Origin of the sequence: Halomonas sp. N3-2A (assembly GCF_002216165.1) — a bacterium.
GTDB lineage: Bacteria > Pseudomonadota > Gammaproteobacteria > Pseudomonadales > Halomonadaceae > Vreelandella.
In genome coordinates this window covers 3870671-3893474 of sequence record NZ_CP022286.1, presented here as the reverse complement: position 1 = coordinate 3893474, position 22804 = coordinate 3870671, and the positions used below count along the sequence as shown (strand labels likewise).

Below are 22804 nucleotides of genomic sequence, written 5' to 3'. Positions count from 1 at the left end.
TTAGACCAAAGCCAGCTGTAAAACATACAAGGAAGAAGGCAACGGCATGACGCAGGCAGAGACTATCACTCCCTCGGCCCAGCAGTGGCTTCGTTACTGGCGCAATTCGCTGGCTGATGCAGAAAGTGGCCGCGGGGCGTTGACTAAAAAAGAGCTGGGAAAAACAGAACCGCTCGCGAGTACGGTCTATCGCGAAGGGCGACTGCCGAAGAACCACCCTGCACTCGCGCGCCTTTTCGAAGGAGAGGAGGACGCCACCCAACTGGTACGCGTCGTGCTACGCCCGGCAGTGTACAAGGTGCTGCTGGAACACGGGGCAAAAAAACGCGCACTCTATCCCGACGTTATCACGCCATTAATCTGCGGGTTGTGGGTCTCGCGCGATGGGCGCATGATCCCAGCCGAGCCACCGGTGATTCCGCGCGACCTGCTGGCTCCCCAAGCCGATGACCGCTTCACACTAACAAAAGTCGCCAGGCAGGATCGCTTCCTGAGCAAGCATGAATCCCCTGTATGGTCGCTGAGTGAAGCGTATACGCTACTCGAGGAACCTGACCCCGAGGCACACGGGGAGCGCTGGAAAACGTATTACGAGCTTTCGCGCCAGCTGTTCGAAGCGCTATGCCCGAAAGAGCTGTTGAAAGAGGTATTCGAGAACGCCTCTGAGGCGCGTATTGCCAAAGTCGATAACCAACTGGGCGCGGCGGACAAAATCATCGCCCTTTACGACTGGCTCTCTCAAAACGATCAACGGCTTCCGCTGGTTGAAAGCTACGCGCTTTCAAGCATCGAGACATACCAACCGTGCGTTGGGCCGTTCGCGAGCATGCCCTATCGGCTAGGCCACGCCAATTCGCAGTACCCGCTGGCCATTGCCCAGCGCGATGCGCTAGCACAGGTCATGTCGATGGAGAACGGCGAAGTACTCGCCGTAAACGGCCCACCGGGCACGGGGAAAACTACCTTTGTGCTGTCGGCGGTGGCGTCCCTGTGGGTAAAGGCCGCACTAGTTGAAGAAGAACCGCCTCTGATCATGGCGGCCTCGACCAACAATCAGGCCGTGACCAACGTGCTCGAAGCCTTCGCCAAGGATTTCGAGGAAACTCAGGACGCCTTCGGCGGGCGCTGGCTACCTGAGATCACCAGTTACGGCGGCTACTACTGCGCTATCAGCAAGGAAGACAAGGCATCAAAGCATTACCAGACTCCTTCCTTCTATCGCCACGTTGAATCGTTGGCGTATCTGGATAGTGCCGAGACGGTTTTTCTTCAGCAGGCCAGGCAGGCGCTGGAAGATGATTCGCTCACGGGCATCGACCTCGTTCTCCAGCAGCTTCACCAACGTCTGATGGAGCGTCAGGCAAAGCTTTCAAGCCTTCAGCAGCACTGGACGGCTCGGGCAACACGCATCGCCGAGCTTGCTGAAAAGCTCGGCGATAACCCAGAAGAGGCGCTTGCCCATGAACAGGCAGCGCTTGCCACCCTGCAAACCGAACATGACACCCTCCATGGAGACCTGAAACAGTGGCAGCGCTTTTGCGCCGACGAGCCGATGTGGCTGTCATTGCTCGCCGTTTTGCCGCCGGTGGCCAAAAAGCGCCGACTGCGGCGAGAGCTGTTCATTGATGAGCAGCTTAGCGCTGGCGCACGGCAACTCATCGAGCAGGCAGCCTCCACCAGCCCTCCTGATGCCACGTTAAAAGCCTGGTTGGGTGAACAGCGCGAAGCCATCTCGCGAAAAAAGAAGTTTGTTGCCGAGTGCCAGCAGAACCTGCAAGAGATCAAGCAGGCTACGGCGAAGCTTGAAACGGTGTACCAAGCGCTGGGCTTTAGTGCACTACCCGACTCGTTCGACACCTTTGATCAGGGGCTGGATACCACGCTACGCTTTCAGCTCTTTCAACTGGCGGTGCACTATTGGGAGGCGCGCTGGCTCAAGGAGTGCGCCGAACGCCCGGACGATTTAAAACTCACTTCCAAGGGCAACGAGAAACAGGGGCTTCCCGCAGTACGCCGGCGCTGGCGTCGCCGCATGATGCTTACCCCCTGCATCGTCTCTACGCTGCACTCGCTGCCATCCCATATGACCTACAGCGTCTTCGAAGGCGAAGGCCAGTTTCGCGATGATTACCTGGTCAATGAGATAGACCTATTGATCATCGACGAGGCTGGGCAGGTGGCGCCGGATGTGGCGGGCGCCTCGATGGCCTTGGCCAAGCGCGTACTGGCGATTGGCGATGTCCACCAGATCAAGCCAGTGGCCACCCAGTCACAGGCCGTCGATGTAGGCAATCTTTCCCATCAGGGGTTGCTCACCGCTCTCGAGGAGTACGAAGAACTGCGCGAAGGCGGGCGCTCGGTGGTAGATGGCAGCGTGATGCGCATTGCTCAGCAGGCCAGCCGCTACCATTATCTCGAACAGGCCGAGCCTGGCATGTTTTTGCGCGAGCACCGCCGCTGCCTGAATGACATCATCGCTTACTGCAATGACCTTTGTTATCAGGGGCTTTTGGAGCCTCTACGCGACAGGCCCGCCATCGATGCCGAGCTGCCGCCCTTTGGCTATGTGCACGTCGATGGCCGAGCGGAGACTCCGCCTTCGGGAAGTCGCATCAACCGGCTGGAAGCCATTACCGTGGCTGAATGGCTGGCGGAACAACGCGAGCAGCTGGAAGCCGTACACGGCAAACCGCTGGAACAGATCGTAGGCGTAGTGACACCCTTCAAGGCCCAGGCCAACCTGATCGAGCAGGAGTGTCGAGCACGGAATATCCAGGTCGGCCGGGGCGAGTCGGAAATGACGGTAGGCACGGTACATGCGCTTCAAGGAGCGGAGCGCCCCGTGGTGCTGTTTTCAGGGGTATATTCACGCCATGACGACGGTAGTTTTATCGATAATGACCCGTCGATTCTTAACGTGGCTGTTTCACGCGCCAAGGATAGCTTTCTCGTGTTTGGCGATATGGACGTTATTGACGCTGCCCCGCGGGGAACGCCACGTCACCTGTTGGGGCGGTATCTGTTCAGCCGTGAAGAAAACGAACTGCTGTTTACTGCCAACATTGCACGCCCCGATCTGCTCGAACTTTGTCGCAAGCCGCGAGTGATCAACGATGCCGAGGAGCATGACGACTGCATAAAGGAACTGCTTGAACTTGTCAGCTCACGCCTCGACATGGTCTCGCCCTGGATCTCCTTCAGGCGCCTGGATGAAACCGGAATACTGACAGCACTGCAAAAGGCGACTGCCCGTGGCATTGCCGTTACGATCTATACCGACCATCGCTTCAATACCACTAACGGTGATCAGCCAGATACCCAGAAAGCGGCTCGCTTCGAAAGGTGCTGCGAAGCGCTTGCCGAGGACAATGTAACGGTGAAGGTGGTCAACCAGGTGCACAGCAAACTCGTCATGGTCGATGATCACATTATGTGTGCGGGCTCCTACAACTGGGCCTGCGCTGCGCGTCACGGGCCGTACAGAAACATGGAAACATCGATACTTTACAGTGGCGAACTGACAGAGGAGTTGAAGCTTCAGCGCGAAGCCCTGGAGAAACGCGTCAGGCATAAGCATCCAGAAAACACTGTATAAGAAACCTGGTTTGGGCCGAGTCTATCTTCATAAAGCCGATAGATGGATTTAACCAAGCGCCTCCAGCGCCAGATGTTCGCTGCTTTGCTCGACCATCTGGCTCAACGCACCCCCGCCCGATAGCTGTCCGGTTCAAGCCAGAGCTGTTCGCGAAGATCGCCTTTCAAGAAAAAGAGCTTCGGCCCCTTGCGAAAATTGAACAGCCGGAACAAGTGGTAGTGATTCGAATGGGCACGCGAGCAGTCGAGCTCGTTGGGTGTGATGAAAAACGCGCTCTCCTTGGCAAAGGCGGTGGTCTTGACCTCGATCAGCCGGTCGCGGCCGTCGGGCTCGAAGGAGCGTATATCGAACCCCAGGCCGTCACCCTGAGTCACCGCAACATGCTCGACACACGCAGCGAGCTTTTCCTGACCAGCTTGTGTCAGGCGGTGCTGCTCGAAGCGCATCACCAGATGCTCGCCCGCAAGCCCCAGCTCGCGGTTGCGAGTTTCCCGCGCCAAGTAGTCGCGTTTTTGCGGCGGGCGCACTGAATAGTCGGCGTGGAATTCCCGAACGCCTTGTTGCGGCGGTGTCGTTCTAGGAGGTTCGACGATGATGCGCTCGTCTACGATGCCAGTGATATCAACCACCGGGAGGTCGGCGGCCAAGCGCGCTGCACGATCAACGAGCTCGCTTCGCAGCAACAGCTCCTCGACAAACTCAACCAGGCTTTGTTGATAATTGCTGCGCGGCTTGTAGCCATCGACATAGGGGCAGTTGGCATCCCGCAACACTGCACTGATATTGCAGTGCTTGAACTCTAGGGCGCTGGCCGAGCGGCCATCAAGCTGTGTCATCAACGCACGATTAAGTGCGCGCTTGTTATAACTTTGCCCGCTCAGTTCCGCTACTAGCATCTGCCGGTAGGTGGCAACGGTTGCCTCTACCTCGCTTGCACTCCAGGGTGTCGCTCGACTCATGCTCATCACTCAATATTCTGAATCTTAAAATAGAATAAAAGTAAAAAACCATTCAAAATCAATATATTAAAATATAATTTACACATAAAAAATGTAATTACTACCCAATACACTACCCAACTAGCGTTGGGGAAGACCCAAAACGAAAGCCATACTGAAAGTATCGATTGCAGCTTCCGCCCTTTTGTTATGCATCACATCACTAACTATGGCCACTTCCATCCTCAAAATGCCTCCCCTCATGGAAACGAATAAATTCTTGCATCCGTTCATTTAGAGAAGGTCCTACTCTCGCACGCATTATTTTCAGTATGCCAAGCTCCAGCTCAACTTCCGCAACGCGCTTTGTTACTGAATCGCAGTAAGCCTCTATCGCTTCGCTACCAATCACTGCGTTGTCCAATTTACCTACTAGCGCTTCATATCTGCAGCGGTGATCTATTTCTTCAGACAGGGCTTTTTGCAAGGCCTCAACAGCTTCACTTAAAACATACTTGGTCTGAAGAGCCTCCTTCTTTTGCTTATCCAGTTTCAACAAAAATGATTCTTTTTCTTTTTTATATTTTTCCGTGTCTTGCTTTTGCTCATGTACTGCATTGCTGATGATTTGGCCAAGCGTCTCCACCTGAGATTGACCGCTCTTTTTTGCCAAGGTCTTCAGTTGCCTTTGAGCCTCTTTGGACATCTGGATTGATACGGGATTGCCATGCTTTTTTCGATGCTTGCGCACATTCCAAGTAGCTTGCATACGGCGACTTAGCTCCCGAAAAACGGCAGTGTCTGGAAAGCTGCCCAACATGTTAACCGTTTGGGGCGGGCCAAATTTGTTGAGGGTTACTGTTAAAGAGTTAGGCAGCAAACCTGCTGTTTGTTTGCGTGCTAAGTAGTTAGCAATCCAATTAAATTGCTCATAGTCACCTCTATCAACCCAATCAAACGGACGTGTCATCAGCAGAGCCTATAACAAAAAGTGAAAGCAAAAATTCAGAACAAACTATGCCTTATCGCTGAAGGCAATATTTATATTACAATGTAATATTACAATGTAATAACTAAAAGATTAATAAGTCCGTGAAATCGAATTTTTATTTTGTACAATCTGGCGTATATTGCTTGCTATGATTGCAGCGACCCTGACCTACAAAGATGCTCGATTAACGCCTGAAGCGCGTTGGCTTCTGATGCAGTGGGCATCAGTTATCGGTCTTGAAAAGTGTATCGACTGCCCTTTGCAAACCCTCTTTACTCGCCTAGGGCTAACGTATACGCAAGGCCGCCGAGCTTGGGATGTACTCATTGACAAGCACGGCGAAAGGCAAGAACAGTTCATTGAAATTGAGCGCCTACCTATCAAAGGGCCAGGGCGGCCAGCGTCGCGTTATCGTTTGTCAGCAAAGCTGGTGAAGGCACTGCTTAAGAGCCCACCGTCTTCTACGCACCACGTAGAAGAAATAGCCACACTCACAAAAACGACTCTATTGTCTGCTGAAAATAGAACGCAGGATTTGGTAAGAGATGGACGTCGACGCCGCTCCAGGTTGACCTTACCTAACCGATGGCTACTCATGGTGTTGCTAGCTCATGCTGACACGCCTGGTGTCATAACCAGTCTTGGGATATCCAAAATGCGCCTTCTAACCGGGATGTCACGTTCTCGCATTGATAGGCAACTGGAGAAGCTGTTCGAGTTAGGGATCATTGTTCATCATCAACCGGGGCGGTATTCACCCCAGGCTAATGCTCGTAAGACATCCATCTATTTGCTTGATCTGGCGCACCCATCACTCGGGACTTTCAAAAGAGCTCCGCTCACCATCATGTCGCCTCCTTCAACAAAGAACGCGAAGCGAACGGAGCTAGTGGGAGGAGTTGTAGATGCGGCGATGACTGTAGGGGTGTGTAACTTGCAAATCGAGGCATTTTTGAAGGAGTACGATGCCATCACAGATTCTAAAAGTACTTTGACAGTCGTTACTAAGGAAAAACATAAATACAACGATCTAGTAAAAATTCTCCACAATGCTCAAGCACTTCTGCCAAGCACGGATTATCTAGATGATGGCATTGAAGAGCTGCTTAAACGCTACGATGCAGAGGATGCAAACTGGTTACTTACCAGCGTTCATATCGACGCTTGTCATCTGCTAACTTCCTACTGGAATAAATTAAAAGAAGGTTTTTGCGGGCCTGACCAACCATGCCATGACGTCATAGTGTCGACTGCTCGGCGTCTAGGCATAGCGCTTGAGTATGAAATCGAAGCGGATCTTGAGCAGGAAACAGAATCAGCTTCTGAAAAAGACAGCGACTATACAAAGGCCTTGGTCGATCAAAAGCTTCATAGTCCTCCCGAAGTAGAACCAATCACAGAACAAGCCTCTTACCCACCATTAGCACTACTTTTCTATGCCCTGTCACATCACCTAGCCAAACAGCTCCAAAGTGCCTTCAAATTTAATGAATACGAAGAGGCCGAAGCAATGACCTTCATGCTCGTTCCTGTTTTTTTCAATGCACCTGACGGCCCGACACTACCAGGTTTTCAGCTACGTAGTTATAGCCTGCGCTTTGAAGATACCGATAAAGAGCCAACGACCATTATATTCCGTAGATATGTCGCCAAGGATCTCAACACCTATTGGCAAACGCATCATCAGGATTGCCTTTCAGCCATCAATAATGAGCCAAATGATCCAACAGCGTCAGACGCTCAAGAGCCTACCGACTCATAACCACAAGTCGCCAAAGCCACTCTCCAATTAAAAATACCCAGCTCCCTAATCTCATGAACGAATAATAGGAGTTCGTCATGAGCATGAAACTGATCCGCATCAAAGACGTCATGGAACGCACAGGTCTGGCTAGATCGACGATCTACAAGTACATCAGCCTTGGGCAGTTCCCTCAACCTATCAAACTAGGTACTCGTGCCGTGGCCTGGGTTGAAAGTGAGATTGAGGCTTGGATTAACGACAGCATTAAGCGTAGGGATGGAAAAGTCGCTTAATGCTTATCTGTTTAGATTTTTCTAATTTAATTGAAGAGCTGATTGCCTACCAATTATCCCCAGCTCAACCCGCACGACAGCTAGCTTGACGATCACTAACTCAGCCTTTTCGACCCTTGTTTAATTATTATTAATATGATCAAAGGGTAAGGGGAGGGGCCTCAAGCCCCGTACCTAAGTACGCCGCCGAAAGGCTAATAACCGTTATACCACCACCGTATTGAATCCAGTAACCGCTGGAGGATTCGTCATGCCTGTCATAAACGCCCACGCAGCAGAAGCCATGGGCTACTACACCTATGAAGGAGATTAAAATGCTACCGCCACGTCACTCAAATACTAACCTGCACTTCGTCTATACCCCTTTATTTAACGGGCTAAGCATCCAAGAGGACTACCTGCCAATGGCAAGTGAATACCTGCAGGCACTTTACGATACGATGCACAAGGCACTAGATGATTACCCACGTGTTCTAGCCTTCAGATTTGATCCTGTTATCCCTACGGCAATAAGCGACAGAATGACGCTAGAGGATCATAAAGGCCTTATCGCAAGGTTCATCGCTTCCTTGAAAGCGATTATTAAACATGACCATGAGTGTAAGCGCCAAGCTGGCTGGGTGCCTGATACCAAAGTGCGCTACGTGTGGTGTCGGGAGGTTGGCCTTAACGGTAAGCCGCACTACCACTTCTTTCTCTTATTGAATCGTGACGTCTATCACATGCCAGGTAAGGCATGCTCTCAAAACGAGAACCTCATTAGTCGCGTGTCACGTGCGTGGTACAGCGCGTTGAGGGTTACGTGGAATCCACAAGAGCCGTGGGTTCACGTACCTGATAATCCGCACTATTGGATAAGCAGAGATGATGCGAATAGCTTTCAGGAAGCGTTCTACCGTGCTTCTTACCTTTGCAAAGCTGATACAAAGCAGTATGGGCTAGGAATGCGGACGTTTGGCACTAGTCGCAACTAAGGGCCGCTGTACATCATCCCTAGCTCGCTAGGCCCATCAAGACTATTGGACGTGGCTAACCGAGTATGGCTTTGCCCACATGCCCCCACACCGCTAAACTCGGCTCACTATTTTGTGGGGGCTAGGTATCCGCCATGCCCACGGTTACTGCAATACATGGAATCATCAATGAGCCACACTGTTACGCTGCAACAGCTGGAATCCTTCTTGTGGGAAGCCGCCGATATCTTGCGCGGCAATATGGATGCATCCGAGTACAAGGATTACATCTTCGGCATGATGTTCTTGAAGCGTCTATCTGATGCTTTTGAAGAAGCCCAGGAATCAGTGGTTGAGTATTACCTCAGTAAAGGCAAAAGCGAGGCTCAGGCCCGTGAACTGGCCGATGATGAAGATGAGTATGACAAAACCTTCTACATCCCGCCCGTTGCCCGTTGGGGTGCCATCAAAGACCTGAAACACGATATCGGCGCAGAGCTGAACAAGGCTACCGAAGCCATTGAAGAGCACAACGCCACGCTGGAAGGCGTGCTGGTGTCGATCGACTTCAACATCAAGAACAAGCTCTCTGATAAGAAGCTGCGGGATCTGCTTAGCCATTTCAGCCGTTACCGGTTACGCAACCAAGATTTCGAGCGGCCTGACCTGCTGGGCACGGCCTATGAATACCTGATCAAGATGTTCGCCGACAGCGCCGGTAAAAAAGGCGGCGAGTTCTACACGCCTTCTGAAGTGGTACAGCTGCTGGTATCGCTGCTCAAGCCCCATGCGGGCATGCGCATTTACGACCCAACGGCGGGGTCGGGTGGCATGCTGGTGCAAACCCGCAATCACCTAGCCACCAATGGCGAGAATCCGGCTAACTTATCGCTGTTTGGCCAAGAGATGAACCTGAACACCTGGGCCATCTGCAAGATGAACATGTTCTTGCACGGTGTTTACAGTGCCGATATTCGCAAGGGCGATACCTTGGGCGACCCGCAGCACACCCAAGGCGGTGAGCTGATGACCTTCGACCGGGTACTGGCCAATCCGCCGTTCAGCTTGAAGAAGTGGGGCAAGGAAGAAGCCGATAACGACCCCTATGGCCGCTACCCCTACGGCACGCCGCCGAAAGATTCCGGCGACCTAGCCTTTGTGCAGCACATGATCGCCAGCCTAAATGCCGAAGGCATGATGGGTGTGGTGATGCCCCACGGCGTGCTGTTCCGGGGTGCCAGTGAAAAAGCTATCCGTCAGGGCATCTTGAACGACGACCTGCTAGAGGCCGTGATTGGCCTGCCACCGGCGCTGTTCTACGGCACCGGCATTCCCGCCAGTTTGCTGATTATCAATAAGCAGAAACAAGCCGAACGCAAAGGCAAGGTGCTGTTTATCAACAGCGAGCTGGAATATGAAGAAGGCAAGAACCAAAACAAGCTGCGCCCGCAGGATATCGAAAAGATCGTTGCTACCTTTGACGATTACGCCGAGATCAAGCGCTACTCCAAAGTTGTCACCTTGGCGGACATTGCCGAGAACGATTACAACCTGAATATTCGCCGCTACGCCGACACCAGCCCACCGCCAGAAATCTTCGATGTGCGGGCCATCCTCCACGGCGGCATCCCCGTGCGGGAAGTGGAGAGCGAGTATATCCGCGAAGAGATCCTGATGGCGTTTGATGTCAGCTGCGTATTTGATCAACGTGATGAGGCCTACTACGACTTCAAGCCCGCTATTGAAGGCAAAGAGCAGCTGCGCCAGATCGTCCAGCAAGAAGCGCCCGATGCTGAAAATAGCGCTGCCATTATCAGCCAGCTAGAACGCTGGTGGGATAAGTACAAGGTATCGCTGCATGAACTGGATGCCGAAGTAGCCGAAGCCGAAAGCGTGATGAAAGGCTATTTGAAGGAGCTGGGGTATGAGTAAGACAGTTCCTGAAGGTTGGGCAATCCATCCACTCAACGATAAGGTCGATATCCTGTCGGGTTTTCCATTTAAATCATCACTATTCTGCGATGACCCCTCAAAAATGGGCATTATCCGCATTCGTGATCTTGCGAAGCAAAGCGTGGAAACTTTTTACGCCGGAGACTTTGACGACGCATACGTGATACGCAAGGGTGACATCCTGGTTGGGATGGACGGCGATTTCAACATAGTGAAATGGAAAACAAAGAGCGCGCTTCTCAATCAGCGGATCTGCAAAGTAAAAGCATCTAGAAGTGGCGGGTTCGATAGCGACTTTCTTTTCTACTCCCTTGTGGATGATCTTGATTCCATTCACTCGGCAACTGGCGCTACCACGGTGAAGCACCTGTCGGTAAAGGATATAAAAGGCATAGAAAAGGCTTATCCCCCCCTCTCCGAACAGAAAAAAATTGCCGCCATTCTGTCATCCGTCGATGAGGTGATTGAAAAAACGCGTGCCCAGATCGACAAGCTGAAAGACCTGAAAACCGGCATGATGCAGGAGCTTCTGACCAAGGGCATTGGATCGGGCGGCGTTCCGCACACTGAGTTCAAGGATTCGTCTGTGGGTAAGATCCCTGTTAGCTGGGAAAGCTATCTATTGGGGGACGTGTTTGATCTTAAAAATGGTGTGAATAAAGACAAGGATGCTTTTGGTCATGGCGTACCAATTATCAGCTACAAGAATGTTTATGTAGGTGGAGGAATTCTGGATTCAGATCTTGGCGCGCTCGTCGAAATGAATGAAAAGGAGCTCTCAAGGTTCAGGGTTCATTTTGGAGATGTGTTTTTCACGAGAACCTCTGAAACACCTGACGAAATTGGCTTTTCTAATGTCTATCTAGGTCGAAGAGACGATGTAGTTTTCAACGGCTTCGTTATACGTGCTCGTCAAAAAAATGATTTATTCCACCCTCATTTTTTGAAATATGTATTTCAAAGCAACGCTGTTCGTAAGCAAATGATGGATAACAGCAAGTTTACGACAAGGGCAGGCATCAGCGGTGAGTCTTTGGGTCGTATTGCAATAGCAGTTCCAGACATACCTGAGCAAAAAAACATAGCTAATGCTCTAGACTCAGTTGAGGCTCGTATCACAAAAACCATCAATAAGATCAACACTATTCAATCGTTCAAAAAAGCCATGATGCAAGACCTGCTCACCGGCAAAGTCCGCGTCAATGTTAATTCCCGCGAGCTATCCAACGTCTAAGCTCACCCTTGAAGTAACGGCATCGTACAGTGCGCGATGCCGCTTTCTTAGGTCTCCACCTGCACGCTGGCTTCAATCAGGTTCTCGACCTCTGAGTAGATATCCACCTCGCTATCCGGAACGTCAATGCTGACGATCAGGCTAAAGCGAACGCGGTTTTGCCAGCGTTCTTCCCCTGCACGGTATTTCCACCAACCACCCACGGGATACACCGCCAGCGTGTGCATATCGGCTAGATCCGCCGCAGAACCTGTCCACGTATCGGAGTGTAGCGAGCCTCGGGTTCTGATTTGGGAGCCTAGTAGCCAACCACTGCTATCACCTTCGACACCTTGGTAGTCCTCGACAGCCTCGTTGGCCACGCGGTTAATTGCAGCACGAAAGTTTTCTAACGATTGACTGGGACGAATGACATTGAAACGCAGCCCGTGAGATTGATAGCTGTAGCGCTGGCGGTAGCCTCTGCGGCCTGGGTTTGGCTCAATAAAGTACGACAGCGTCACCCGTAATTTAATATCCAACTCTGGCGGCAATGTACGTAACTCTTCCACGGGCCAGGGCAGCTGATAAAGTTGCATTTCGTTCAGTTTCGGATCGTCAGAAGCCTTGCCACTCGGCTTTTTGAAGGGCTGCAGGGTATCCTGAACAATCAGCGTCAGGGCATGATTGGCGCTATACCTTGCACGCTCTAAGCTAGGTACACCATGACCAACGCATCGCAGCATTGTCTTGGCAGCATTAGAAGGCGCCTGGTCTTTTTGAAGCAAACCAAAGCGCTCCCACATCCTGGGTGTCCATTCCGCCGAATGAACAATCAGCCCGCGTATTGTCTCTGGCCAGTAGTCCGGATATTCCGCCATTAACAGTGCAGCCTGCCTGGAAACCAGTGCGCAGGCAGCGCTGGTATCTTTGGTGGTCTCGAATAGTTGCCCGCTGGTTCTGCCTGAGGTGGTTAATAGCGATACCACATCAGCATCGGACACTTCCGTGCCGTCAGGCGATAACAACCGGTTACCGCCTTCTGCCACCACATCAGGTTTATAAGGCGCTTGCTTTTGCCAGCCCCAATTCACCGATGACCGGCTCGCGGGGGCAACATCCCCAGGTTTGGCAAAAGGTGCCCAGCCTACAAAACTGGTGTCGTCGTTGGTTGTTTTTTCTGTGTAAGCGCCAACGGTTAAAGCGTTCCATGCTTGGGCCGGGTCTTCAATATCTGCGAGATGTACCTGATCCCAGACATCCACCGTCGCGTCTAGCGACTGGTTGTTACCAGCAGAAATCACAAACAGCCGTTGTAAATCGTCCTCCAGACCGAAGGCAAACTGATCAATTTCGGCAGACCAGGACGAAGGCTGCCCACTTATCGAATCAGCGGGCGAGGTAACAGCCAGAGAATAAACGCGGGAAAATTCCGGGTTATCAATTTCAAGCTTCGCTGCGGTGCCTACGGTAATAGCGCCGTAAAGTTCAGGATCATTATTCCCAGCGGGTGGCAGTATGCGGCCAGACTCAATTCGATAAGCAAGCCAGATCTCGTGAGTAGCAAGTAACGATTCATCTAGCTCACCCAGCGCTGCTAGCCCTGCTTGTCTGGAACCGTGATCGTTATACGGCGCAAGGGGGTAGGTAGGCTGGTAGTCATCATAGAGAGGCCAGCTAGACTCCCACGCTTGTGCCAACTGCTGAGTAGTCACCTGGCTTAGTAGTGGATGATGGAAATTGACCCCTGTATCCAGCACCGTAATAGCGGTTGTGGTGCTTTCGTCTAGCCGTATTCGGTCTGCTAACTCATCGGCCCACTCGTGCTGCTCTTTGGCAGGCATGGAAATGAACGCATTCGGAGTCTGCTTTGCGCGACGTAACTCTTCAAGGTTGGCGATTAGCTCAGGAGCTGATTCAAGCTGGTCAACGGATGCTTTGATGAGAATAACGAAACTATCAAAGAAACTAAGCGAGGTGTTGCTTAGCTCAGCGTTAAGCCGCTCCGCAAGCTGCTCGGCCACTTCGCTAGCAGATAGGTCTGTCGCTCGTTTTTTCAGCCACAGTTCCCACCATACTGACTGGTCTGCTGATTCGGGAAACAGCTCTTGGGCATCTGTCCAGAAGGAGCGTAAATCTGCCAGCTTGATCTCAGCGATGCTGTCGATAAGTGGTTGATTTAATGGCAAGCCACTTTTAGGGGAGTTTTTATCTAAGTACCGACTTACCTTAGCTAGGAAAGCGTTCCGCCGCGATTCAGGAATAAACACAACGGCGGTTTCTTGATCGTCAATTTTGGTGCATGAACGTAGATGAAAATCCTTATTATCGAGCCTATCTAATGGAAGCTCGATTCCTGAAAACCCCACAATTTCGACATATATACCTGTTTCATCTGTAACAGCTATCAACGGCTCAGCTTGGCGAGCCTCATGCCTAGCCAGCACGTTAGCGTATTGCTGTGCCAAAGCAGTGCCGTGTTGATGCCTATCTTGACGAGCAATTTCGCGGCTTCTACCTCGGCTTCGGGACTGAAAATCTTCTCTACTACCAACACCGTTAACCAATAAATGCGGTTTCCGATCCGCCATGAAGCACCCTTATTCCTTATTGTTTTCCGTTTTGTCGGCGTTGTACGGCCTTGGTAATCATTGCGGTAGTGATGTTGGCATCATGGTGCAAGACCGCTTCTTTGGCAGCGTCCTCACAGGCTCGGGTAACGTCCGCTGAGCTTAGTCCGCAGGCACCCTGGGTGATTTCATCCCAGCTTAGATGCCCAGTCTCAAACGCTGAGAGGCGATTTTCGACCAGTTGCTTGATTTGCGCCTGACCTGGTTTTTCAAACTGAATGATGTCGTCAAAACGCCGGTAAAGTGCTTTGTCCAACAGCTCTGGGTGATTGGTCGCCGCTAAAATGATGCTTTCAGAGGTGTCCTGTTCGACGAACATAAGAAACGAGTTCAACACGCGACGTATTTCGCCAACGTCGTTTGTCGCGCCCCGCTGTGTGCCGATCGCGTCAAATTCGTCAAAGAGGTATACCGCTCGCGTTTGCTTGATGTGATCAAAAATCAGCCGAAGCTTAGCGGCGGTCTCACCCATAAAGCGAGTGATCAGGTTATCCAGAACGATGGTGTACAGCGGTAGCTTAAGCTCTGAAGCAAGTACCGCTGCCGATAGGGTTTTACCCGTGCCCGGCGAGCCGGTAAATAACAGCTTGCGCCGTGGGGAAAGGCCGTACTGAGCCAAGCGACTTTTTTGCCGCTGCTCCAGTAATACCTTATCCAGCCGCTCGCTTACCTCACCCGAGAGCACCAACTCGTTTTTGCGAGCGGTTGAGTGTGTCAGCTCCAAAAGCCCCTTCAAATCGCCTTTGGGGTGCTGGGCCAGCGGGGTCGGTTTAGCAGGCGCAACGGTCAAGCTTTTCGAGGCTTTCTGCGAGCGCTCGATGGTTTCCTTGATTTCGCTGGCTAGCTTGTGGTGCCCCTTGCGGGCTTCTTTGGCAGCGACTTGCAAGGCAATAGAGTAGAACCGCTGATCATCGTGATCAGCGTGGCTCTTCAATAATGCTTTGATCTGCTCTGCCGTCGCCATAAATTACCGTATGCGTCTGTGGAAAATGCCCAAGCTGGGCTGGCTTTTTGATTGAATAAAGTATAACGCGTTCATTGAGATGCTTCATAACTACTTGCGTCGAGACGCCGCTGCTTAGGTCTTAAACGGCTGAACCGATGGCGGTAGCATGCTAGGCTGAGCAAAAAGCATGACAAAGGATACTTACCTTGTTTCAGGATGAAGTCGAAAAGGTCGAGCTGCCTGCCATTGCCCAACTCCAGCAACTGGGGTGGCGTTATGTTCCTGGGGCAAGTTTATCCCCTGTGCTGCCTATTGACGGTGCCCCTTCTGCCGGTGAGCGCGGCTACTATCGTGATGTCGTGCTGGTCAAACAGTTAGAAGCCGCCCTGCGGCGCTTGAACCCCTGGATCAGCGAAGAAAACCTGCGCAAGGTACTGCGGGAGATGACTCATCCCCACTATGCAGGGTTGATGGAGTACAACCACGCGATTTACCAGCAGCTGGTCAACTACCTCTCGGTAGAGCAGGACGTGGGCAAGGGGCGAAAAGGGCAAACGGTCAAAATCATCGACTTCGACCAGCCTGACAACAACGACTTTCTCTGCACCAACCAATTCAAGATTGAAGGCCTCAATCAGAACATCATCCCGGATATCGTTTGCTTCGTAAATGGCCTGCCGCTGGCAGTGATTGAGTGCAAATCGCCCTATATTGCCGACGCCCTGGCGCAAGGTATTGATCAGTTACGGCGCTACGCCAACCTGCGCTACCCCGAAGATGACGAAGGTGCGCAAAAGCTGTTCTGGTACAACCAACTGATGGTCTCCACCTGCCGCGACCAAGCCAGGGTAGGTACGATTAGCTCTAGTGCCCAACATTACGGCGATTGGAAAGATGCCTACCCGTTTACTGACGGGGATATCCGCCAGTTGTTTGCTTTCGCTCAAGTAGCACAGCAGCCTCTACCTGCCGCTACTGCTTACCAAGTGACGGATGTGCCTTCTCCCGCTTATCTGCTAGAAGCGCAGCGTATTGCAGCGGGCCAACCGGCTCACGCAGATATCAATGCTCAAGAGCGCCTGCTGGCAGGGCTTTTCTCACCCGCTAACTTTCTCGATGTGCTGCAGAACTTCACCCTGTTTGAAGCCGTGGATGGGCGACTGATCAAGAAGATTGCCCGCTATCAGCAGTACCGTGCGGTTAACAAGGTAATTGAGCGCCTGAAAGCAGGCCGGGATCGTAAGGAAAAATCGGGGGTGGTGTGGCATACACAAGGCTCTGGTAAGTCGCTCACCATGGTGATGCTGGCGGTGAAGATGCGTCGCGACCCGGAGCTTCAGCAGTACAAGCTGGTGTTCATCACTGACCGCACACAGCTAGATAGCCAACTCTCCGCGACGTTCCGCGATGCTCAAAATGAAACCATTCACAATGCGGGCTCTGTTGCTCAGCTAAAAACGCTGTTGCAGCGCGATTCATCCGATATCGTCACTGCCATGGTGCAGAAGTTTCAGGATGCCGAAGCCGAGGGCGATTTCAGCGACCTGAACCCTAGCGATAAAGTGATCGTGCTGGCCGATGAGGCCCACCGCACCCAGTTTGGTAACCTCGCCGCCACCATTAACGCGGCGCTACCCAATGCCCCTAAGATCGGCTTTACCGGCACACCGTTGCTGAAAACGCAGAAAATGAGCCAAGCGTTTGGCGGCTATATCGATCAATACAAAATTAACGAAGCCGTGGCCGATGGGGCCACGGTGCGTATTCTCTACGAAGGTCGTCAGGTGCTCACCGATGTGGTGGGCGATTCGCTGGATGCGCTGTTTGAGGAGTACTTTCGCGATTACAGCGATGACGAAAAAAAAGAGATCCGAAAAAAGTACGGGGTGGAACGTGCGATACTCGAGGCACCGGCACGCATCCGCTGGGTATGTATCGACCTGCTGAAACACTACCGCGAGCATATTCAGCCCAACGGCTTTAAGGCGATGATTGTGGTCGGTAGCCGCTATGCTGCCACGCTGTTCAAGAAAACCCTGGATGAGCTGGATGCGCCGCCGTCTGAGGTTATTGTTTCCGGTAGCCACAACGACCCCGCTTACTTGGCGCAGTACACCGATAAAGCCCGCCAGAAACAGGTCATCAGCAACTTCACCAAGCCGTTAAGTGAAGACCCAACGGCTCTTTTGATCGTAAAAGATATGCTGTTAACCGGCTTCGATGCGCCCATTGCCCAGGCCATGTATATCGACCGTAACCTGAAAGACCACACGTTGATGCAGGCGATTGCGCGGGTTAACCGCACCTGCTCGTCACCTAACGGCCAGGGGGCAAAGCAGGCAGGCTTTATTGTCGATTACTACGGGCTATCTGATCAGCTGACTGAAGCGCTGGAGATGTTCAGTAACGACGACGCTGAAGGCACCTACCACAGCCTGAAAGACGAGATTCCCAAGTTGAAGGCCGCCCATACGCGGGTGGCTAAGCTATTTGCAGGGGTGAAAGAGAAGGATATTGATACGTATGTCCTGTTTCTTAAAGACGAAGACAAACGCCAGCAGTTTGAGCTGGCCTATAAAGCCTTTGCCAAGCAGATGGATATCATTCTGCCAGATACGGCGGCCAAACCGTTTGTGCCTGACCTGAAATTCTGGGGCAAGGTGCAAAACGCCGCGAGAAACCGCTACCGCGACCCAGGCCTTAACCTTGCTGATGTAGGTGAGAAAGTTCGCAAGCTGGTGGAAGACCACATTATCAGCACGGGGGTAGACCCCAAGATTCCGCCAGTGGATTTAATGGATGCCAACTTCAAGCAAACGGTAGAGCAGATCAAATCCCCGGAATCTAAGGCGTCCGAGATTGAAAGCGCGATTAAGCACCACATCACCGTCAACCTGGAAGAAGATCCTGAGTATTACAAATCGCTCAGCCTACGCCTGCGGGATATCATCGAGAAAACGGCGGGCAAGTGGGATCAACAGCTAGAACTACTGCTGCAGATGGTCAGCACCATCGACACCGAGCATAAGCAAGAAGCCGATGCCTTGGGGCTGAGTGAAACCGAGTTTGCTTTCTACAACATCCTAATGGCGGAAGTGACCCACCACGCCGGGGATGATGCCATTAGCGAAGCGGTGCATGATGAGATCAAGGCCATCAGCCAGCACCTTGTCGATATGTTTGATGAAGCGACCCAAATCGTCGACTTCTTCGATAAGCAGGATCAGGTCAAACGCATGAAAAAAGAGATTAAGCGCGCCGTGCTGGATGGCTCCTTCGCGGACAAAGCCCTGGTCACCGTCGTGCAAGACCGCTTTATGGAGCTGGCCAAAAACCGTTTTGGAAAAGTGAATCCATGACCGTTATGGCAAACCCACCCGAATACCGAGAGGCCTCGGGTTTTATTGCCGAAATCATCCGCACCAATCGCCGTAAATCGGCGGATATCCGCGTGGAAGAAGGGGCGGTCTCGATAGTAGTGCCCAGTGACACCCCGCTTGAGAAGGTCGACCAGCTGTTGGCCAGCAAGCGGCGCTGGATCAAAGAAAAAATGGCGCTACACCAGCTGGCCGCACCTGCCAGTAGCCGCGAGTTTGTCTCCGGTGAAGCGTTTCCTTACCTGGGGCGTAACTATCGCCTCAAGATAGAAACCGGTGCCTTTGCGCCCGTAAAGCTGGTACACGGCAAGCTGTTAATCACGCTACCCCAAAGTACCCAGCGCCCATCCATGGTGCGCAACGCCTTGGTACGCTGGTACAAGCGCCAAGCAGAACAAAAGCTAAAAGAGAAAGTGACGCGCTTTGCCCCCGTTGTGGGGGTATCGCCCATGGGCGTAGGCATCCGCACGTTCAAATCACGCTGGGGCAGCTGCACCGCCAAGGGCAAGCTGGAGTTTAACTGGCAGATCATGATGGCCCCCAACCGCATGGTGGATTACGTCGTGATGCACGAGCTTTGCCATCTGATCCGCCACGACCACTCTCCCGAATTTTGGCATGAGCTGGGGCGGGTGATGCCGGACTATCCGCAGTGTCGTGAGTGGTTGAGGGAGCATGCGGAGAGGGTGCGGTTTTGATGGATTTTAATTGCTGGTTGCGTCATTTTATTTGATAACAGCATGATTAATCTGAATTCGGCCTCAACAATACTAAAAGAAAATTTTTATGTCGTCCCCATACAGTCTATGAGTCATTCATTACGAAAGTGCATAAAAATCATTAAATTATAACTGGCAAAGGGATTGCAAAGCTTTTGAAAACATCAACTACCACTTATGCAAAGGCTTGGTTAAGCGAGTTTCTATTAACTCGTGGAATGTTCAAGGGGCCTGACGGCACTCCTCTTTATAACTATCACGTTACAGAGGCTGAATTCAGGTCGCTTGTCGAGTTACTTCGTTCTTACTTCAAGCGTGGTTCTGTGGCAAACAGCTCCACTCATCTGGCGGCTTGTTTTTGTCTATTCGTCAGCGAGCAGTATCGGCGTGCTTATAACAGTTCTTGGTCGTGGTCAGGGCCAGAGGCTTTGCTGGGGGCTTCTCTATCTTCACAACAGCACGCCAGCCTCTCCGCTACAGGTCTGGCGTATTGGAAACGGCCAATACGGCTTCGGGAAAACGGGCGTGATTGGCTTGGCTCGCTATTCGCTGAAGGCGGACTACCGTGGCCTTTAGTTCAAAGTGAATCACACGGATTCGGGCGCGCTGTACGCAGAGGTATTAAGCATTTTTATAGAACTGAAGGTAATCGAAGAACAACTTCAGATTTAATGGCGGACTTCGAAAACGAGCTACCGCTCATTTTCCGCAATCTTGAAACGCGTAGGCTTTTAGCAGGTATCGTTGATCAGCTCATGTATCTGGTCGAGCATCACCCACTCAAGGATCAGGATGATCCTACCAATTATTTGGATCAGGCAGCGCCAGGATGGACAGAAGCTTTCCCAATACCATTGGATGAAAGCAATGCACGAACGCTGCTCAATGACTGGCTCCGGGACGCGGGTCAGAAGCGCAAGGAGCGTCAAGAAACTTTGGGTAGGGCGAGAGACTTCTCTTGCGAGCATTTTCTGCATGGCATATTGCCTCAGTGGCTAATACGCACAGAGTTAATTTTGCCCTATGAGGCAGAGCTCGCAGTTGATCCAACAAGTCTTAATAGTACCCGCCTTGAGCTAGCTTACTACGAGGGTGAAAGCCTTCTAGCTAGAGGTCCTTCCGTTTACGGCCAGCTTACCGAAAAAGGTATTAAAGCACGTTTCTCAAATCCTCAAGTCACGCTTGAACGTCGAAAACCTAGCGAACTGCTGAGTCTTCGTTTATTAGACAACGGGCGAGTTGTACATTGCCAATATTTCGATGGCAGTGCCATCGATTATCAAGATACACCTTTGATTTTCGAGAGTCGCTCCGAACGCTGGCAACTGGTCGCTGTATCCAGTTGCTCCCTATCATCCAAGTGTGTCCGTATCCGAGTTCCCGATGGCTTTGACACCATCTGCAAAGATCATGATGTAACATACTTACCCAAGGATCAAGAAAATGGTCTTTGGGTCGACGCAATCTCCGACTTCACGTTAATAAAAGGGGATGATCGATATTTAGTCGAGCTTAATCAGACGAATAGTGATGACTCGAAACCGACCCTCTCGGGGGTGTTTGCACTTTACGAAAGTTCTCACTCGATGGTTTTTTTAGGCTGGCCTAACCTTGAGCTGCCTGAAGGCTACCCTCATACAAGAGAAGATTTGCTAGAGTTCATCAATGGCGAGTTACTTGACCGTCGGGTTATTAGCCATTACGGCTCGGTTCGTTATACCTTGCGCACCCGCTCGGGCAAGACACTAATGCAGCGTCGTTTCGGCGTTCTCCCCAGAGATTTCAGTCTCTCGCTGATCCCCGAAGTACGCGAGCAACCTGCGCGTCTTCAAATTAAAGGGGCTAAGCAGCTTAATCCGCATATTGTCAGCAATGCGTTGGTAGTGGAGCAATCAGAATGTTCGCTGTATCTTCGCTACCAAGGTGACGCACCACCGTCGAAATTTATGATCGAAGTAGGTCAAGGATTACCTCCTCTCAAGCTTCAACTACCTTATCCTTACCAGGGTGCCCGTCTGCTGGACCCGTCCGGTCATCCCTCAGGAGCCAGAGAGTTGTTATTGGCTGATCTATTGGGATATCGCATTTCACTGAGTTCAGGCTTAACTCAAGGACAAACCTTCTATATACAGCTGGAGTTGGTTTGCGAAGAGCGGCCGCATCCTCAGCGTACATACAGTATCCGAGTAGATTCGGCGCCTGTAATGCTCAACCTGTTTAGCTATCTTGCTGACATGCAGAGCATGCTTGGAGCAGTAGATGAGCAGGATGCCTATATCAAACTTACAATTGAAGCCGAACAACTACTGCTTAAAATTGATATCCGACGCTATGGTGGGCAGCTTGAATGGGAAGAGCGCGATGTCTTTCATATAGGCGGTGTCTCTAGAAGAGCTGTACTTGATGGCGTGAAGGCAGAGGCTATGCTGCTGTCCGACCCTAAGCAAACCCCTTTACAATTAATCGAGAAAACTAGCGAATCAGTTGGTACCGGTAGTTTCAAGATACCTCACGCTATGCAATCTCGGGGGCCATGGCTAATTTACCCGGCAGATAACTCGGACACCCATTTTCGTCCGGCCCTTTATTTGATACCTGAAAATCGCTTAGATACAGCAGCAGAGGTATTCTCACTACACCGTGCTGCCGAACTGTTTCACCCCTGGCAAAATCCGTATGTCATCGACCAGCAAATTGCTGCCATGGCAGAAGAGTTCAACCACAGTGGCTGGCAGTACCTTGCCGATTTAAAGCAGAACTACCATCACCTGCCACTTTCGTCTTTCGAGACCTGGAAGGCTCTATCTCGCAACCAGGAAGCATTAAGCTTCGCAATATTCCGTCTTGAGATGGATGAGCCGTTCTGTGTTCGCATACGTGATGAGCTAGCTGTTATTTGGGAAACTATCTCTCTTCCTTTATGGGTAAGAGCATATCGGCTTTTCCAGGATTCTATAAGTTTGACCGGGCTTCCTGAAGCTTTGGTCAACAACCTTATATCGAATCGTGCCAACGTGCTGCGTTTTATTGTTTCAGGGTTTGAGTACCTTGGAGATTACCTAAGCACAGGCAATCGTTGCTCATTGACAAAGCTGCCACCTGAAAATGTTCTACCGATTTGGTACCAGGATCTACGCCGATACCACGAAGCTAACCAAAACTGGCCAACTCTGCTGGGCCGAGAGCTTTCTGACTGGATTAAAGAACAGGAACTGCCACCGCCAGTAAAAGCTCTTTCACTGACGGATTTCACCGACGCAGTGACCTACCTGCCCATATTTATGGCCTTCGTCACGGCTGGAAGGGCCAAAATTACTGACCTGCCATTGACTCCAGCCTACCTTAAATTCGCGATTCGATTGATTTCAGACTTTGACCGTCAGGGATGGTTCGTGCCCGCACACGCACTGATGGTGTCTTATTTACTCGCCTCGCAGGACGAGGCATAAGGA

13 protein-coding genes are annotated in these 22804 nt (G+C 51.6%); 9 read left to right on the top strand and 4 right to left on the bottom strand.

Features of this window, described 5'->3' with window-relative positions:
• The first annotated feature begins 46 nt into the window (after positions 1-46).
• Positions 47-3595, top strand: a complete 3549-nt coding sequence (locus tag CEK60_RS18170) for an AAA domain-containing protein (RefSeq protein WP_089040187.1) — start codon at positions 47-49, stop codon at positions 3593-3595.
• A 101-nt stretch (positions 3596-3696) separates the two neighbouring features.
• On the opposite strand, the gene CEK60_RS18165 is transcribed toward CEK60_RS18170, so the two are convergent.
• Positions 3697-4554: a DUF3883 domain-containing protein gene (locus CEK60_RS18165; protein ID WP_089040186.1), complete on the bottom strand. Its 858-nt coding sequence runs from the start codon at positions 4552-4554 to the stop codon at positions 3697-3699.
• A gap of 202 nt (positions 4555-4756) precedes the next feature.
• Positions 4757-5503 (bottom strand): hypothetical protein, encoded by a 747-nt coding sequence (locus CEK60_RS18160; protein WP_089040185.1) that lies wholly within the window; start codon positions 5501-5503, stop codon positions 4757-4759.
• A gap of 169 nt (positions 5504-5672) precedes the next feature.
• Between CEK60_RS18160 and CEK60_RS18155 the strand changes: the two genes are divergently transcribed.
• From CEK60_RS18155 to CEK60_RS18135, 5 genes are all read left to right on the top strand, one after another.
• Positions 5673-7286: a hypothetical protein gene (locus CEK60_RS18155; RefSeq protein ID WP_089040184.1), complete on the top strand. Its 1614-nt coding sequence runs from the start codon at positions 5673-5675 to the stop codon at positions 7284-7286.
• Positions 7287-7363: 77 nt separating this feature from the next.
• A complete protein-coding gene (locus tag CEK60_RS18150) occupies positions 7364-7561 on the top strand; it encodes a helix-turn-helix transcriptional regulator (RefSeq protein ID WP_089040183.1) in 198 nt (65 codons plus the stop codon).
• A gap of 314 nt (positions 7562-7875) precedes the next feature.
• Positions 7876-8535, top strand: coding sequence for an inovirus Gp2 family protein (locus CEK60_RS18145; protein WP_157698053.1), 660 nt, complete (start codon positions 7876-7878; stop codon positions 8533-8535).
• Positions 8536-8703: 168 nt separating this feature from the next.
• Complete coding sequence (locus CEK60_RS18140; RefSeq protein WP_089040181.1) at positions 8704-10446, top strand: type I restriction-modification system subunit M; 1743 nt, start codon at positions 8704-8706, stop codon at positions 10444-10446.
• Positions 10439-11701: a restriction endonuclease subunit S gene (locus tag CEK60_RS18135; protein WP_089040180.1), complete on the top strand. Its 1263-nt coding sequence runs from the start codon at positions 10439-10441 to the stop codon at positions 11699-11701. The genes CEK60_RS18140 and CEK60_RS18135 overlap by 8 nt, the downstream gene beginning before the upstream one ends.
• Positions 11702-11748: 47 nt before the next feature.
• Here CEK60_RS18135 and CEK60_RS18130 read toward each other — a convergent pair whose 3' ends face one another.
• Together CEK60_RS18130 and CEK60_RS18125 are read right to left on the bottom strand one after the other, a co-directional pair.
• Positions 11749-14271: a S8 family peptidase gene (locus CEK60_RS18130; protein ID WP_089040179.1), complete on the bottom strand. Its 2523-nt coding sequence runs from the start codon at positions 14269-14271 to the stop codon at positions 11749-11751.
• A gap of 16 nt (positions 14272-14287) precedes the next feature.
• Positions 14288-15274 carry an AAA family ATPase gene (locus tag CEK60_RS18125; RefSeq protein ID WP_089040178.1) on the bottom strand — a complete coding sequence of 329 codons (987 nt, stop codon included), beginning with the start codon at positions 15272-15274 and terminating at the stop codon, positions 14288-14290.
• Between the two features lie 188 nt (positions 15275-15462).
• Here CEK60_RS18125 and CEK60_RS18120 point away from each other — a divergent pair, with 188 nt between their 5' ends.
• The 3 genes from CEK60_RS18120 (at position 15463) to CEK60_RS18110 (ending at position 22801) form a co-directional block, all read left to right on the top strand.
• Positions 15463-18615 (top strand): type I restriction endonuclease subunit R, encoded by a 3153-nt coding sequence (locus CEK60_RS18120; RefSeq protein ID WP_089040177.1) that lies wholly within the window; start codon positions 15463-15465, stop codon positions 18613-18615.
• Positions 18612-19331 carry a M48 family metallopeptidase gene (locus CEK60_RS18115; protein ID WP_232471399.1) on the top strand — a complete coding sequence of 240 codons (720 nt, stop codon included), beginning with the start codon at positions 18612-18614 and terminating at the stop codon, positions 19329-19331. Before CEK60_RS18120 ends, CEK60_RS18115 begins: the two co-directional genes overlap by 4 nt.
• Positions 19332-19507: 176 nt before the next feature.
• A complete protein-coding gene (locus tag CEK60_RS18110; RefSeq protein ID WP_089040176.1) occupies positions 19508-22801 on the top strand; it encodes an STY4851/ECs_5259 family protein in 3294 nt (1097 codons plus the stop codon).
• The last annotated feature ends 3 nt before the right edge of the window (positions 22802-22804 follow it).